This window comes from Corynebacterium sp. ZY180755 (assembly GCF_054331495.1).
On the sequence record NZ_CM135811.1, the window covers coordinates 1,006,459 to 1,021,709 of the forward strand.

Sequence of the window (15,251 nt, forward strand, 5' to 3'; positions counted from 1 at the left end):
CTACGCGGGGATGACCCTTGATGAACAGCACGTTTCGTAATACTTAGAGCCATTTCGGTACGACTTTGCTAAGCGGCTTCACTTTACGAGCGTGTCCATATAGTACGCCGGTGTAGTTTTCAATGCCTTCTCGCCGTTAGTCTCGCCTTGAATTGTGACCATTCGAGGTAGCTGATTGAGCGTAGACGCGTTGGTTAATGCGACCAATTCCTCGAGCGAGACCCACTGGTGTGGATGGGGCAGGCGCCTGAAGTTCTTTGCTGTAGCACCGAGACTATGGACTGTGGTCGGAAGTGCCACTAAACCTCCGGTGAAGATTAGTGGCGCCAAGCTTGGACGTTGAATAACGCTGTACCCATTAAGATTCATGTTGTCTGAAGATGGAGCCTCTCGGCGATCGAAGGACAAATCACCTAAGCATTTCATGATCCTCGATACGTCGGGTTTCTCGGAAGGAATAACATTGGAATTGGCACTGAGGAAGGGAAGAATCAGTGACCATTTCTCCGAACCGTCGAAGGATTGGAGCCAAGGGGCAAACAGAGACGAAAGGAGATTATCCGAGCCTAAGCCTCGCCAAAGCTCCTTCAAACTGTTGGGAGTGATCTGCAGTTTTTGGTTTTTGCAGTCGAGATGGTCTTCTGAATAATCCCCAAGTTTGAGATCAACAGTAGCTCGGTCGCTTTCCAGCTTGGACAAGAAGCGCGTAATAGAAGCCTCTATGGTGTCCAAGGTTGCGTTAATTTCTGGAATGCCGTTGACCCACCTGACTTGGGCAGATTTGCCACAGTAATCCAGAGCGGCCATCAACCCCGCTATGCTGTACCAGCTCGGTAAGTCGGCTCCAGATAGTCCAGGTAGCTGACTGGTTTGATCAGGGGGCCGAACTGTGAAGTCATCACTGCAGTTTTCATACTCAGCTAGGGCCTCACCAACATGATCAGGAAGCATGAAGGAATTATCCGGTGCCGCTGAAGCGCGCCAGTCGGCGCAACGCAGGATCGTCTCGATCCACGCCAGTCCATAGACTCCATAGCGAGCTTCCAAAGAGCTGCGCATTTCAGTTGCGTATACCGTATCCCAGCGCTTTGAGAAAACTCCCCGGAAACGGCCGTGGTGCGCAAGAACGAGCCACTTCGCTAGTTGGTTTTCCTCGATGGCTTTTGCGCTAGCAAGTTCGTGGAGGTAAAAGCGATCGGTACTGTTTTGCACACGTTTAACGCGACCGGAGCTTTTTGCTAACAGTGGATCGGAATCTAAACGTCCAAAGAACGCCTGGAAACTCCTGGTGGCTTTACCGAAGTCGTGATAGAAAGCAGCCGTACGAAGATCGTCCTGAAGATCTGGAATCTTTAATAGGTCGCAGTAACTATCTGTTATCGAACCGACTTGGGCGAGATGCGCATTAAGTGGCACGATCGTTGAGTTCGTTACTGTCGGGGCGGTCTTTTGGGCAACGAATCTTCCTTGCATGTAGCTGACTTTCAGAGGGGTCTCTGTGAGCTGAGACAGCTGAGCTGAAAGCTCCTTGGCCAGTTCTGCTCCCGAGGCTTCTCCAGATTCCAGATCCATCATCGCTTCAGTGAAATCCGAATTCGGTTTCCCGAACGCCCCAAGGAGAGAATCCTGGGTGAGAAACGCTCTGCGGTTCTTCATCCCGAGCTTATCGCGTAAGACTATTGCCAGCGACAAGTCGCGCACGTCTGCGAAGCTCTTCGGATTGAAGCCCCATTTATCAAGTCCGCCTTCTGCTGAATCAACAACGATGAGTTGTCCTGGTACGACGTTTCTCGGCAGTATTTCGACCCACTGGCTGTCGCGTTGAGTGATGAATGGTCTGTTCTTAAGAAAAGTGCGAGCTTCTGTGATTGGGACCGAAATCGTCTCTGCGCTGCTTGGAAAGAGTGTCGAAACACTAAACTTGAGGTCCTCAATCACTTTGCTAGGGATCCGACGTGTGCTGCGCCAGCACAGATGAACGTGGAATTCGTCCCTGTGGTCAAGTCCTCGCAAAAACGCGGAAGTGTCGCCTCCGCCATGAGTGGTAGAACCCAGGAATTCTTGGACGATTCTTTCGTCGCAGTCGATTGGCTCAGCGACTTCAGGCCAAAGATCCTTCGGCTCGCAGTTCCCTTTAGCCGCAACGTCTTCTACTAGTTTAGTTTGGTTGGCAACTGCCCAGTTCGTCACCCCGCTCAACTTGGAAAGGCCTGCCGTAGTGGAGTCTAAAACGGAATCTCCGTAAATCCCTCGGGTCTCTTTGGTGCCTAGATTGTCGCCTTTTCGTGGGATCACGACGTAACAATGTGGGCTCTGAGATTCACCGGCGCGATTAAGCCTGCCCAAACGTTGAAGTAGGTTCGGGATTGGGCAGACGTCAGTAACTAGAAGATCCAAAGAAAAGTCGACACCCGCTTCAACAGTTTGGGTTGCAACGAGGATTTCACCCTTCACCCCGATCTCGCTTGGTTCCGGTCGCTCGAAGCCTCTGGAATGACCCGTGAGGACCCTCAGCGAGTAATGAGCTTTGTGGGCCGGAGTCTCGAGCTTTTGGGCGATTGAGCGAGCAGCATCGATTGTGTTCGCGATAATGCCGATAGCAAGGTTCTCGTCCCGCAGCATTTCCTCTTTGACCAGTGCGACAGCTCTGTGGACAAAGCTGTCGTCAGTTACGGTGACGGAAACAGGTTTTGGATTTTGAATTCTTTCGAAGGCTTGCGAAGTCTCTGAAGACGCCGAGAACGCAAAGGTAGAGTCTTTATCCGTGACACCACTTTGGATGGTTGCTCCCATGACACAAATTTGGGAAAGGCCGTCTTCAAAACTCAGGAGCTTTCGTATCGCGTGAACTTGAGGCAGAACTAATTGAGGCTCGTCAATGAGGATGGTTGCGTCTTTAGCTACGAGTGCGGCATGAACTGGTGCGAGACTACGAGAAGTCGCGGGGGAGCGGCCAAGCAGGCGTAGTGTCACCTGGGTGACGGTTGTAGCAATGATGGTCACACCGGTGATGTCCAACCAGTCGCCATGATCGTGACGAGATCCGTGGAAGCTGGTCTGTCGAATAGCTTTGTCGCCATCGAGGCGTAGCGTTTTCAAAGCATCTCTCACAGGAGTGAGGATCTCGGAATCGTCATCGTTGACCTTTTTCACGAGACGCTGGACATGTTGCGAGATTCCATCCACGATGACTTGGCGTTCGACTGCGACGATAATTCGCTGACCTAGTGTTCGACGTGTTCCCGTGGCAATTTGGTGGCCAAGAGCCCAAACCAATATGTCTATGGTGGCAGTCTTTCCTAAACCAGTAGGTACAGAAATCTGTCTAGGAAGACAACCATTAGCGGCTACTTGCTCGGCCAGTTGCTTTTGCCAGGTGTAGGGCTCAAACCCGTGTACAGCAAGGAAGAACTTCTCGAATGTTGGATAGCTCATTGTGGAGCCCTCCTCATCCAACCCCAACCGGCACTGTTATGCGCGCCCACTGCGAGAGGCCCTGTGATTGGTTGGGTAGTGACAATCTTTACCTGCCATTGGCTCAAACCATACTCAGATTTATAACCCGGCTTGGAATTGACCAAGTCATGGTGATTGGGCTTGAGGTACACCTCAAAATCTTCGAACTCAAGTGGAGTCTTCTCAATCAGATCTGTCCGGATTTGAGCTTCAGCGATGACTGAGTTTCTGCTGGCAAGAACTGGTGTATGGGATAACCATGCGTCCGAACTGTCGGTATACCAAGAAAGGTCGGCGTCGTTTGCTTCTACATCTGGGCCGAATGTATCCATTACCTCTTGGGTGAGAGCCGGGACCTCGTGGTCCTCAGCAATTGCTGCTATGCCGAAAAGCTGTCCACTGCGAAGCGTCAACGGGAAGAACACTGCCTCTCCCGCACGCGAATTCAACTGGTATAGCTGGTCGGACCATCTCGACTTGGAAACGGGAACGCTGAACGCAATGAAGGTTCGATCTTGAAACGAAGAGCGAGTTGGAGAGTAGCGGACTGGTTCAGTGTGGTGCGTAGGAAGGGGGAGTACCTGGTTGTGATAACGCTCGATAGCAGCCTGAACGAAGCCTGGAAGGGGGCATGGCAAAAACGCTCCATGGGAGTTCGGCTCGTAAACTACCCGTGAGTCTTGTGGCATCGCATCGGATACTTCAATACTGACCACTACTGGGTCTTCAGAACGCCCCAGGTATCCTACGTAGTCTGTAGAAGTGCTTAGCACCGATGCGATTGACTCTTCAGCTTGGAGCGATTCGAAGGCGTAGACGAAAGACACGCGCGGTGTCCTCGACATGACTGTTGCGTCCGCAAAACTAAGAGTTCGGACCAGCCCTTTCCCGTTGATGCCCTCAACGAGATCGGCAGCGGCGATGAACCCCTTTTTCTTAGAGTTGTCCGCGCCAGTGAAGTGCTTGCCATGCTCGAAGATCAAGGGCACACGAACCTTTCGGCATGCCTCGAGACTGTCTGCAAGGATGAGCGGTCGTTCACCTTCAAGCCTTTGGACCGCATCAACAAACTCAACTGTCTCATTTCCACTTGACAGAAGAGCACTAAGCAGCCTGGTCGGAGCCGGAGGAAACTCACTGTCGCCAGCTGCTGTTTGACCGGAATAGCGCGCTTGGGGGAAATCGACATGGATCAGTAGCACTATTCCGCCTCTTGAGAAGTTAGTGATTTCACGAATGCTGGAATTGCAACACTGAGCAACGACTTACTGATGTAAATAGGAACGCGGTCGGCTGCAGTGCCGATCAGTTCTTGTTTTTGGGCGGCAGCTAGGGCAGCCTTGGTGTCCTCGATGAGAGTGTTTAGATCCGGGAGCTCAAAGGCTTCAGGTTCTTTACCTGCGGCAATGAGACGGTGGTGCTGGGCAACAGGTACGAGTGTGCAGCCAGATCGAATATCCCATTCGTTTTCTCGCAATGCGTGCCCAAGAAGAGCGAGATGAGCTAGAGCACTGAAGATGATCTCGATTTCATCTGCAGACAGCGACCGATCCTTTGAGATGATGGAGCGGAGGTGTCCCAAGCTCAGCGAGCCTCGTCCCAGAATCTCTTTCGCTGTTACAGTCGCGATCGAGAAACTCGGAACCGTTCCGAGAAGATGCTTGGAAGCTTCCTTACCGCTTTTCGCCTCTTGGAGATGGCCTTCCTTGGAGAAATTAAACTTCAATTCAGAGGCAGTCGGGAGATCGGAGGATTTGGTTGCACCGTAGTGAACCTGTGAAGCACCGTAGCCTACGATGTCGTGTGAGTAAGACTTTGCAACCTTATGGAGGATAGGTGCACCTGAGGACAACCAGTAGCCATAGATGGCAGCGTTAGGAGCGATGCGGAGTAATGAACGCAGTTTGTGCGGAGAAGCCTCAATGAGTTGTTGGTATGGCTCTACCCGCTTCGGCCAGATTTCGCTCTTGCCATCTCGTGTTGCTGAAGCTAGACGAATGAATCCGTCTATATGACGGTGGGCGAGTGTCCAAGATGATGTCTGGTCGTGATGAATCCTCAGACGAGACATAAAGGCCTCTTTGTAGTAATCCTTCTCCTCGGCAAGCTCCTTTGGGATCTTTTTCCCGAGTTCTTCGGCGATGAGTTTCTCATCTCCAGGACGCAAAACCACTCCAGGCAGATCGAGCTCGTCTCGAAGCTCCCAAAGGAGATTCTCGCTTCTGGTGGTTTGAGAACCTTGGCTTTCAATGATTACTGAGGGCTCGGTTCCGTCAAGGATTTTTACCGCACCCTCATCAGACATCCTTAAAGCAGGACCATCTTTTGTGAACGCTGGGCCTGCAGGATGTCCTTTAGCTGAGTCCTCGGCAAAAGTAGCCGGTGCGATGCGAGCCCCGGGGCCGTTAGCTGGTTCGTACTTCGTAGCGAAAGAAATAACGCCAGATTCAGGGATGTTCATGATTGTCCTCGGAGAAATAGGTGGGGGTTAGTGGGCTGTGATGAGGCCAAGGCCGTAATTTTTGCCTTTACCGAAACCGTTGAGAATAAGGTCGGATAAGGTGTCCTTATCTGCTTTGACCTTCGCCTCAAACCAGCATGTTGGAATCCGCCGGTTACGGGAAGAATCAATACGGAGGTCTTCGCGTATGTGCGCTGATAAATCGCCCACTTCGAAACCACGGTTCGTTAGTCGTTCTTTGAGCCTTTGTTCCAGAATCTCCGCTGGGATTGGGACTTTTCGGGTTGCTCCACCAGCAGTAGTAGGAATCGATGTCAGTCCCATTTTGTGGAGGACCTCTAACTCTGACTCACTGAGTTTTTGCATTGGTTGGTAAAGGCGCGAAACCAGTCCTTTAATCGTGTGCTCCCCGCCGTCTGGAATCTGGGTCTCGGTAATTGAGCAGATTTCTAAGTTTGGGTCTGAAATTGTTATCCCGCCATTGAACTGGACTAAGAGCTCGGGCTCGTCTTGTTGATGTGGTGCCTCGAGCTCAGCTGAAGTATGCCGCCAGAGTAAACGCGCACTGGCACGAGGGGCTGTTGGAGCGAGATTGTCTTGAGCAATCGAGCGCATCAGCAGACGGTGGATGTCTTTGGCGAAAGGACGCTTCGCGTTCTTGACGCGGATAACAGCAGAAATCGTCATGTGAATCCTCATGTAATAAACGTGTCCAATTTGAGGTGCAAACCGCAATTGCTCGTGTCGCTGCAAAGAGGAAATAAGAACTGCACTGAATTCCCTATTTTATTGGAATTTATGATGGCTTTTAGGAAAATCGGTAGGAAATCAATTGAAAGTGGAGTTAGGGCACTTTCTTGTGGTTCGTCCATTTCACAGTCACTGCGTGAGTTTACTGAATGTAATCTGGCTTTCTGGGGGTGGCCGGCTGTCTTAGAGGTGTATTTGTACCGCACCTTTCCCAGAGCACTGGCACCTGTGGGGAAATGGTCGATCTGCTTGTCACTTACAGAGCTATGCTTGGCTGCTTATTCGGTAAATGGCGTCAGTTCGTGTGGATACGGGGACTGGTTTACGCATAGGGCTCGAGCCGGTCAAGGTAGGCTACATCTAGCTGGTTGATAGCTTGGTTCCGCTGGCTGGTCTTGGCGCCTTCGTGAGAGTAAAAAACTGACATCTCTTACAACAGATATGTGTTCCTGTGGTCAGGAGCCATTAAATGTGGGGTTCAAAGTCAACATTGTGACTCTCAGTACTATCGCGGGATTCTCTTGGGAGCCACTGTATTGACCGCTTAGTCCTTCACGCTGGGTGATATCTAAATCGATGGCGCATTCTCGGAGTGGTGCCCTAGTTTTCCTGGTCGGTACGGTTGAGAATTAACTGAAAAATCGGCTTACGTCAGGAATTAATCTGGCCTATTTAAATGAGACAACTCAGGCAAGCTTGAACGAAGGTAGTTGAACAAGTTTTCGTTCAAGGGGTGCTCCAGCGTCAAATCCATCTGGACCACATCAAGCTTTGAACCGTTACCACCCGGCATCTGTTGCTGGACAACATTTGAATGGGTGGCTTCGCCAAGGTAGATGAAATCTGTTCCCTCGGCGTCACTCTTCTTTACAAAGACGAAGAGCGGATAATTATCCTCGATGATTTTCTTGACCTCCGGACTTTTGGTTGTTCGTTTTGAACGAGTGAACCAACGGAGTGTTTGAGGATCAAGAAATTCGTCTTCGTACTTTGTGGAGTCGGTTATGTCATCTTCCTTGTGATAGGTGACGAATATAGGGCAGGTTCGTGTTGCGTCATCAGTCTTATAACCGTAAATGGTACTTTCCTGGTTCGACGAAAAGTTGAGGATGCGGCAAACCTCGCGTCGGGTGTAGCGTTTGCCAACTTCGAGGCCACCGCTCCAGAAACCGTGGTGGCGTGAAATGAAGAGACCGGTTTCAACAATGTCGTCAACATGGGTTGAGAACGAAGAATTCTCATCCTGGTAGAGGCGTGCAAAATCCGCTGCGAGCTTAAATACCCCTTCACTTTCGGTTATCACCGGCTTTGTGCCGAACTTCTTTGCTTGCTGTGAAGTGTAGAACTTAAGCGACATCACTCGCTCCACACCACTGATAACGGCTGGGGTAGTAGAAGTGTTCAGTTTAGTTAATTCTCGAATGAAATCAGACTCTGAAACTTCTCCACGTTCTAGCAAGAGCCGTAGAAGAACCAATTCGTGAGGCCGTTTAGCCTCGAGAATCTCACTAGAGAGAAAATTGAGGAAGTGTGCCTCTGCTTCAGATGGTTCGTTATCTACGAACTTCTTCTTCCTGAGCAGTGCCCAATAGTTATCAGCCTTGGTTGCTAAAAGTTTTGGATCAGCTGCGTCGCGAGTAGCGAAATCAATTAGCTTTGGGACGCGCCCCAGCATGTGTTGCATTCGCTGAATGTCTTGCTTCAGATTAGCGATCGAATCGATTTTGGCTGATTGGATTGATGCCAGAACTCGGGCTTGCGCGATTTCATCAAAGCTGATGCTTGAGATGCCTGCAATGGAGTTGTCACGTTCGTTGTCAATGAGGTGCTTGCGAATGCGGTCTTTGTTGCGTGAGTTTTCACCAAATAAAGCGATGGGAATGAGGTAATTGTTTTTGTAATTACCGATGAAGTCGATCACTCTAAGGTGATCTTTACCTGTGAATTTTCGAAGACCGCGTCCAAGCTGTTGGGTGAAGATAATGCTCGATTGAGTGTTGCGCAGCATCACGATCTGATTGACAGCAGGGATATCTATGCCCTCGTTGAAGATATCGACGGTGAGCAAGTAATCGAGTTCGCCGGCTTCAAGTCTGCGGACAGCTGCCTCGCGCTGCTCCATTGGGGTCGAACCATCTAATGGCAGTGTGCGTAAACGTTCACCGTACAAGCTTTGCTCATTGAGCAAAGCTGATAGCTCACGTGCTTCTTCTTTGCGGCTGCAGAAGATCAAACCCTTTGTATTGCGGGGGTGTCCATAGCGCTCGATCATTTCCAGTATGTATTTCACGCGCTCAGGAGCAACAAGGCGTGAGAGCGAGGAAGTTTCATCAACAACTTCGAAGCTGGAATTCACATAGTCAGTGACGCCGTAGTAATGGAATGGTACAAGCATCTCGGCTTCCAGCGCAGCTTGGAGTCGGATCTCGTAGGGAACGTTGTAGTTGAACAACTCGAAGATGTTATAGTCATCGCTTCGCTCAGGCGTTGCAGTTAGACCCAAAAGAAACTCGGGAGTGAAGTGGTTAACGATTTTCTGATATGAGGAAGCACCGATTCGGTGAACCTCATCAACGATAATGTAGTCAAATAGATCTGGAGCTAGGTCCTTTAGAACTGAGTCGCGGCTCAGTGACTGAACGGTTGCGAAAACATATTTACGATCCGATTCGTCTTGTTTTCCTACGATCCTGCCGTAGTCGTTCGGCGATCCGCCCATTACGCGTTGAAACTCCGTCATAGCTTTCGAAAGGATCTGTTCGCGGTGAACGACGAAGAGCATTTTCTTGGGCTGAGCTTCTCGCGCTGCTAGGGCAGCAAGGATCGTTTTTCCTGTACCCGTTGCAGAAATGATGAGCGCCCTATTCTCGCCCGACTCTTTTACCTTAGCAATCTCCAAGAGAGCTTCGACCTGCATGGAATTCGGAACGATCGTGCCTTCGGCCGGCAGGGGTTCGTTGGCAAGTGGCGCGGGAACTAAAGCTCGAACCTTTCGGTTAGCTTCGTAGTTGGAGATCCATTCACGAGTCAGGGGCACTGTGCTTTTCGCTTGCTTAACGATGGCGTCAGAAAGCTGAACTGCGATGTCTCCATCAGGAAAAGCCGAAAACTTCAGATTCCATTCGTGATTACAATTTAAGGCTCTTTCGGTGAGGTTTGATGAACCGACAATTGCCGTAATTCCGTTGTCGTGATGAAAAACGTAGCCTTTAGCGTGGAAGCCCGCTTTTTGATCGTTATGGACTAGTACCTCAACGCGATCCAATTGCAGAAGCTCTTCGAAGACCTCGGGCTCGTTAAAGTCTAAGTAGTTGGAGGTAATGATTCGGCCTGTGCCCTGATAGTTCAGAAGTTCCTGTTTCAGCATCGCTAGGGCCGACGAAGAGATGAACGCGACCGAAAAGGTGAAGTGATTGCAGCGGCGCAGCTCATCTCGGATTGCAGCGAGCATCGTGTGCTCTTCATTGTTAAAGATGAGTGAAGGGTTAAATACTTGATCAGAATAGAAAGTGGTCTGGTCAAGAAATCCAAAGGCAGTGGATTGAGCGAGGGGAGAGGACTGCCAATTCATATCTATCTAGGACATCCGTTCAATGATGAGGTTAACGGCAGGAACATCAGCTGGAGCCCATTGAAGCTCCTTCATCTCTGAAGGTTCTACCCAACGGACTTCACGGTGTTCAGTTAGCTGTGGTTCGGGGCCGGTCAACTTACAGAAGTATGTCGAAAGGACCACAACGCCAAAGTCGTATTCGTGTTCGGTGGTAGTCAGGAATTCACCGACAGTGGCATCAGTTAGAAGCTCTTCTTTGAGTTCACGAGCGAGAGACTCTTCTGGAGTTTCGCCCTCTTCAATCTTTCCGCCTGGAAATTCCCAGTAGCCATCTAATGCACGACCGTCACCGCGCTGGGCCGCGAGAATTTTTCCATCTCGAACTAGAACTGCGCCAGTAACATTGATGCGTTTCTTCATTGATGAACAATCTCCAGGTCTGTGTTCCTAAATCTATTCTGAAGGGTACCAAATGGTGTGAAAAGCAACCCAGATCATAGTCTCCTTAGATAAACTTAAGGAATGGGAAGCAGGCCGCCAAACTGGACATTTGATGAAATTCTACTCGTTGCAGAACTTACTGAACGTAAAGGTTGGAAATGGATTTCGCCAAAAGATCCGGAGATCATTGAACTTTCGGAACTATTAAACAAAGCCGATATTCACCCGGCAGACCGGAAACATCCAAAGTTCCGCAACCCCGACGGAGTTTCGAGGAAATCGACTGACCTATATACGGCTCGTGCCGGATATGGTGGAGTATCAACTAACGGCAGCAAGGTTGATAAGGAGGTCCTCAAATACCTTGAAAGGTATCCGCGAGAAGCGCGCGCTGAGGCTCGCGCACTAAGAAAACTCATTATTAGCAACAGGTATATTTCTCCGCGGAATGTCATTAAAGAGGATGACAACCCACGAGAAGGCTCGCAGATGCTCATCATTCACAGAAAACTTGAGCGAGATCCGAACACAAGATTCAAATACTTGGATCGAATGCGGAAAAGTCATGAGCCACTAATCTGTGAGGCATGTGGTTCCAATTTCTCCGAAAAACACGGCGACCTCGCTCCAGGATTCATGGAATTGCATCACAAGTCACTTCTCTGCGATGTCGCTGAGTCAAAAGCCGGAAAGCTTGATGACTTTGCTCTTCTTTGCGCGAATTGCCACTGCTTCACACACAAGGCTCACTTGCGGACACTTGAAGATCTGAAACGCGTCATAGCTTGATGCCGTCAAGTAACAACTGATTCGGCTCTCCGTGCCCACCCCGTGGGCACGGAGGTGCCTTGCTTTCTGCGGTCTTGTGGGCGTCGGAAAGTGAAGGACTTATGGGGCCTGATCTGTTGCAACGTGACGGGGGCTACTTGGCGGTGCAATGGTTAATACTGTCACCTTTACCAGTTATTTTGCTGTGAATGCAGAAAAAAGTCGCTGGATAGCGTAGGTTTGTAGAGCAATGAGTATTACCGATAACGCTACCGGCAGCGAGTTTGAGCCGGACGAGAATATTTTGTCGGATTCTCAGGATAATTCGCAGGTTGATAACGGCCCGCTCACCCTTGAGGATGTAGCAGGTGACGACACCAGGGTTGCGAACACTTCTGAGGCCACCGGCTCCGCAGTAAACGCGGACAGTGAAGAGAATGTAAGTGAATCTGTAACCGACGACGCAGTCGTCGTTGAGAGTGAAGAAGAGACCACCGCAGGGGATAAGGCGGTGGAGGGCGAAGCCGATGAGCGTGACTCAGTAAGTGACAACCCTGAAGCGAAGTCCGAAAAGGCAGCTTCCGGCCCATCATTTGATGATTTGGGTCTCCCAAAGAACGTTCTGAATGCAGTAAAGAAGGTGGGTTTTGAAACCCCTTCCGCTATTCAGGCGCAGACCATTCCTGAACTCATGGCTGGCCGTGATGTTCTTGGCTTGGCACAGACCGGTACCGGTAAGACCGCGGCATTCGCGCTGCCAATCCTTGCCCGTATTGATAAGGATGTCCGCCACCCACAGGCACTGGTGCTGGCACCAACGCGTGAGCTTGCGCTCCAGGTAGCTGACTCCTTCCAGTCCTTCGCGGATCACTTGGGTGGCATTTCCGTGCTGCCAATCTACGGCGGTCAGGCCTACGGCATTCAGCTGTCCGGTCTGCGCCGTGGTGCACAGATCATCGTTGGTACCCCGGGTCGTGTCATTGACCACTTGGAGAAGGGCTCGCTGGATATCTCCGAGCTGCGCTTCATGGTGCTCGATGAGGCTGATGAGATGCTGAACATGGGCTTCCAAGAAGACGTCGAGCGCGTTCTTGAGGACACCCCAGATGACAAGCAGGTTGCACTGTTCTCCGCGACCATGCCTAACGGCATCCGCCGCATCTCTAAGCAGTACATGAACGATCCTCGCGAGATTCAGGTCAAGAGCGAGACTCGTACTAACACCAACATCACCCAGCGATACCTGCACGTTGCGCACCGCAACAAGCTAGACGCGCTGACCCGCATCCTTGAGGTCACTGAGTTCGAAGCGATGATCATGTTCGTGCGCACCAAGCACGAAACTGAAGAGCTGGCTGAGAAGCTGCGCGCACGCGGATTCTCCGCTGCCGCTATTAACGGTGACATTGCTCAGGCCCAGCGTGAGCGGACCGTTGACCAGCTCAAGGATGGCCGCCTGGACATCCTGGTTGCTACCGACGTTGCGGCTCGTGGTCTCGATGTTGATCGCATCACCCACGTGTTCAACTACGACATCCCGAACGACACCGAGTCCTACGTGCACCGCATTGGCCGTACCGGCCGCGCGGGTCGTACTGGCGAGGCGATCCTGTTCGTGACCCCACGTGAGCGCCGCATGCTGCGTTCTATCGAGCGCGCTACCAACGCACGCTTGGAGGAGATGGAGCTTCCTACCGTTGATGAGGTCAACGAGTCCCGCAAGGAGAAGTTCGCTGACTCCATCACCACCTCACTGGAGGATTCCCAGGTAGAAATCTTCCGCCAGCTGGTTAAGGCGTACTCCGAGGAGCATGACGTTCCGCTGGAAGATATCGCTGCAGCGTTGGCAACTCAGGCACGCGCCGGCCAGGAGTTCCTGATGAAGGAGCCTCCAAAGGACAAGCGTGGTGACCGCCGTGATCGCGATCGTGATCGCTTCGACCGTGACGATCGCCGTGGTGGTCGAGACCGCTCCGATCGCGGTGGCCGTTTCCAGCGCTCCGATAAGGACATGGCGGTGTACCGTCTGGCTGTTGGTAAGCGCCAGCACGTCCGACCAGGCGCCATTGTGGGTGCGCTGGCAAATGAGGGCGGTCTGTCTAACAAGGACTTCGGACGCATCTCCATCGCGGTTGACCACACCTTGGTCGAGCTGCCGAGGGATCTGCCTAATTCCGTATTCTCCAACCTGGCCAAGACCCGCATCTCCGGCCAGCTGATCCACATCGAGCGCGATGACAACGCTGACATCGGCTCCCACGGTGGTGGCAACCGAGGCGGCCGTGGCGGATACCGCGACGGTGATCGTCGCGGTGGCGATCGACGTGACCGCGGTGGTCGCGGAGGATACCGTGGTGATCGTGGCGATCGCGGAGGCTACCGTGGTGATCGCGGTGATCGTGGTGATCGCGGCGGCCGTGGCCGCAACCACGACCGCCGAGGTGGTTGGCGTAGCTAACCCGCTTCCAGCGCACATATAAAAAATGAGCTCCCCTCTGACTATGTAGAGGGGAGCTCATTCGTATGTCATGGCCTGCCTGCTGGGTTCGTGGTGAAACGCTTGGGGGAGTGTGGCTTAAGCATGGGTGGATAAGCAAAAAACGCTGGGGCTCGTAGTTGCAGTACGAGCCCCAGCGCTAAAACGCCTTAAGGAGGAGATGCTATGTAAGGCTTACTTCTTTACAGCAGCGATGTCGAAGTTCAGGGTGATCTTCTCAGAGACGAGCATGCCACCGTTGTCTAGGACGGTCTGCCAGTTAAGGCCGAAGTCCTTGCGGTTGATGGTGGTAGAGCCCTCAAAACCAAGACGGGTCTGGCCCCATGGGTCAATTACCTCACCGGTGAAGTCAAAATCAATGGTGATGGACTTAGTAACGTCCTTGATGGTGAGGTCGCCGGTAACGGTGAGTACGTCATCACCCTTAGCCTCAACGCTGGTGGACTCGAAAGTCATCTTTGGGAATGCCTCAGCGTCGAAGAAGTCGCTAGTGCGCAGGTGGTTATCGCGATCAGAGTTGCGGGTATCAACGGATGCAACGTCGATGTCAACCTTAATGGCTGCGTTCTGCAGGTTCTCTTCAGTGGTTACAGAACCGGTGAAGTCAGTGAAAGAGCCACGTACCTTGGTGACCATTGCGTGACGTGCGATAAAACCGAGCTCGGTGTGAGCTGGGTCGATCTCAAAGGTGCCTGCGTAATCATTGATGGAAGCCATGTAGAATCTAGCCTTTCAGTAATATACAAAATTCTTTAACAATGCGTACCGTTGGCGGTGCCTACCAGCACGCGAAAAAATAAAACCAGCAACGTTTTCTGTTACTGTTCCCCAACAATAATTCAAATTTGAACTTATGTCAATGGGTTGAATAAAAAAATTTGAAAATAGGGGATCTAATCTGGCGTTAAGGGTTCTGGCGAGATTGGGATAGACCTGGTGTAGGTGGGGTGCACTTGGGGTGCACAAGGAAAAAGGCGCAGTGTTAAGCCACTGCGCCAGTATGTGTGAATTTCAGGATTGACGTTGTTGGGGCAGCTACGGTTTGTCGCATGAGCGCCTCGTAGCTGTGTTGTGTGTGGCCACGCCCGTCGGTTCCGTGGATGCTGGATCCAGGGAAACCCCTTGTGGGCGGGGCTTGATCCTAGTTCTGGTATTCGTCTGCTTTTCGCACGAACATAAAGAAGCCGAACAGGAACAGGCACAGACCTACCAGGAAGAGAAGCGCGAAAATGAAACCCTGGTTGACAAAGAATGCGGCAGCAAAACTAATAGCGCCAACGATCATCTGGATAATGTGTGCAATCCGCGGATTCTTCATAGGTGTC

The 15,251-nt window shown here is 51.5% G+C and carries 10 protein-coding genes and 1 CRISPR repeat array (1 of these 11 running past the window's edge); of the genes, 2 read left to right on the top strand and 8 right to left on the bottom strand.

Annotated elements, in window-relative coordinates; genetic code table 11:
- A CRISPR array of direct repeats spans positions 1-15; the repeat unit is 28 nt; it begins 808 nt to the left of the window's first position.
- A gap of 63 nt (positions 16-78) precedes the next feature.
- From cas3g to ACXM2N_RS04780, 6 genes are all read right to left on the bottom strand, one after another.
- The gene (gene cas3g, locus ACXM2N_RS04755; RefSeq protein ID WP_458490520.1) at positions 79-3,435 is read right to left on the bottom strand and encodes a type I-G CRISPR-associated helicase/endonuclease Cas3g; all 3,357 of its coding nucleotides are present in this window, start codon (positions 3,433-3,435) and stop codon (positions 79-81) included.
- Complete coding sequence (gene csb2, locus ACXM2N_RS04760; protein ID WP_458490522.1) at positions 3,432-4,658, bottom strand: type I-G CRISPR-associated protein Csb2; 1,227 nt, start codon at positions 4,656-4,658, stop codon at positions 3,432-3,434. Before csb2 ends, cas3g begins: the two co-directional genes overlap by 4 nt.
- Positions 4,658-5,917, bottom strand: coding sequence for a type I-G CRISPR-associated protein Cas7 (locus ACXM2N_RS04765; protein ID WP_458490524.1), 1,260 nt, complete (start codon positions 5,915-5,917; stop codon positions 4,658-4,660). The genes csb2 and ACXM2N_RS04765 overlap by 1 nt, the downstream gene beginning before the upstream one ends.
- Before the next feature lie 27 nt (positions 5,918-5,944).
- Complete coding sequence (locus tag ACXM2N_RS04770; RefSeq protein ID WP_458490526.1) at positions 5,945-6,604, bottom strand: hypothetical protein; 660 nt, start codon at positions 6,602-6,604, stop codon at positions 5,945-5,947.
- A 721-nt stretch (positions 6,605-7,325) separates the two neighbouring features.
- Positions 7,326-10,238, bottom strand: coding sequence for a DEAD/DEAH box helicase (locus tag ACXM2N_RS04775; protein ID WP_458490528.1), 2,913 nt, complete (start codon positions 10,236-10,238; stop codon positions 7,326-7,328).
- Positions 10,239-10,244: 6 nt separating this feature from the next.
- A complete protein-coding gene (locus ACXM2N_RS04780) occupies positions 10,245-10,640 on the bottom strand; it encodes a (deoxy)nucleoside triphosphate pyrophosphohydrolase (protein ID WP_458490530.1) in 396 nt (131 codons plus the stop codon).
- Between the two features lie 102 nt (positions 10,641-10,742).
- Between ACXM2N_RS04780 and ACXM2N_RS04785 the strand changes: the two genes are divergently transcribed.
- On the top strand, positions 10,743-11,450 hold the full coding sequence (locus tag ACXM2N_RS04785) for an HNH endonuclease (RefSeq protein WP_458490532.1): 708 nt from the start codon (positions 10,743-10,745) through the stop codon (positions 11,448-11,450).
- A gap of 229 nt (positions 11,451-11,679) precedes the next feature.
- Entirely contained in the window at positions 11,680-13,887 is a 2,208-nt protein-coding gene (locus tag ACXM2N_RS04790; protein ID WP_458490534.1) for a DEAD/DEAH box helicase, read from the top strand.
- A gap of 213 nt (positions 13,888-14,100) precedes the next feature.
- Here ACXM2N_RS04790 and ACXM2N_RS04795 read toward each other — a convergent pair whose 3' ends face one another.
- Both ACXM2N_RS04795 and ACXM2N_RS04800 read right to left on the bottom strand, forming a co-directional pair.
- Complete coding sequence (locus tag ACXM2N_RS04795) at positions 14,101-14,643, bottom strand: YceI family protein (protein ID WP_458490536.1); 543 nt, start codon at positions 14,641-14,643, stop codon at positions 14,101-14,103.
- 424 nt (positions 14,644-15,067) lie between these two features.
- Positions 15,068-15,244 carry a hypothetical protein gene (locus tag ACXM2N_RS04800; protein ID WP_458490538.1) on the bottom strand — a complete coding sequence of 59 codons (177 nt, stop codon included), beginning with the start codon at positions 15,242-15,244 and terminating at the stop codon, positions 15,068-15,070.
- Between the last annotated feature and the right edge of the window lie 7 nt (positions 15,245-15,251).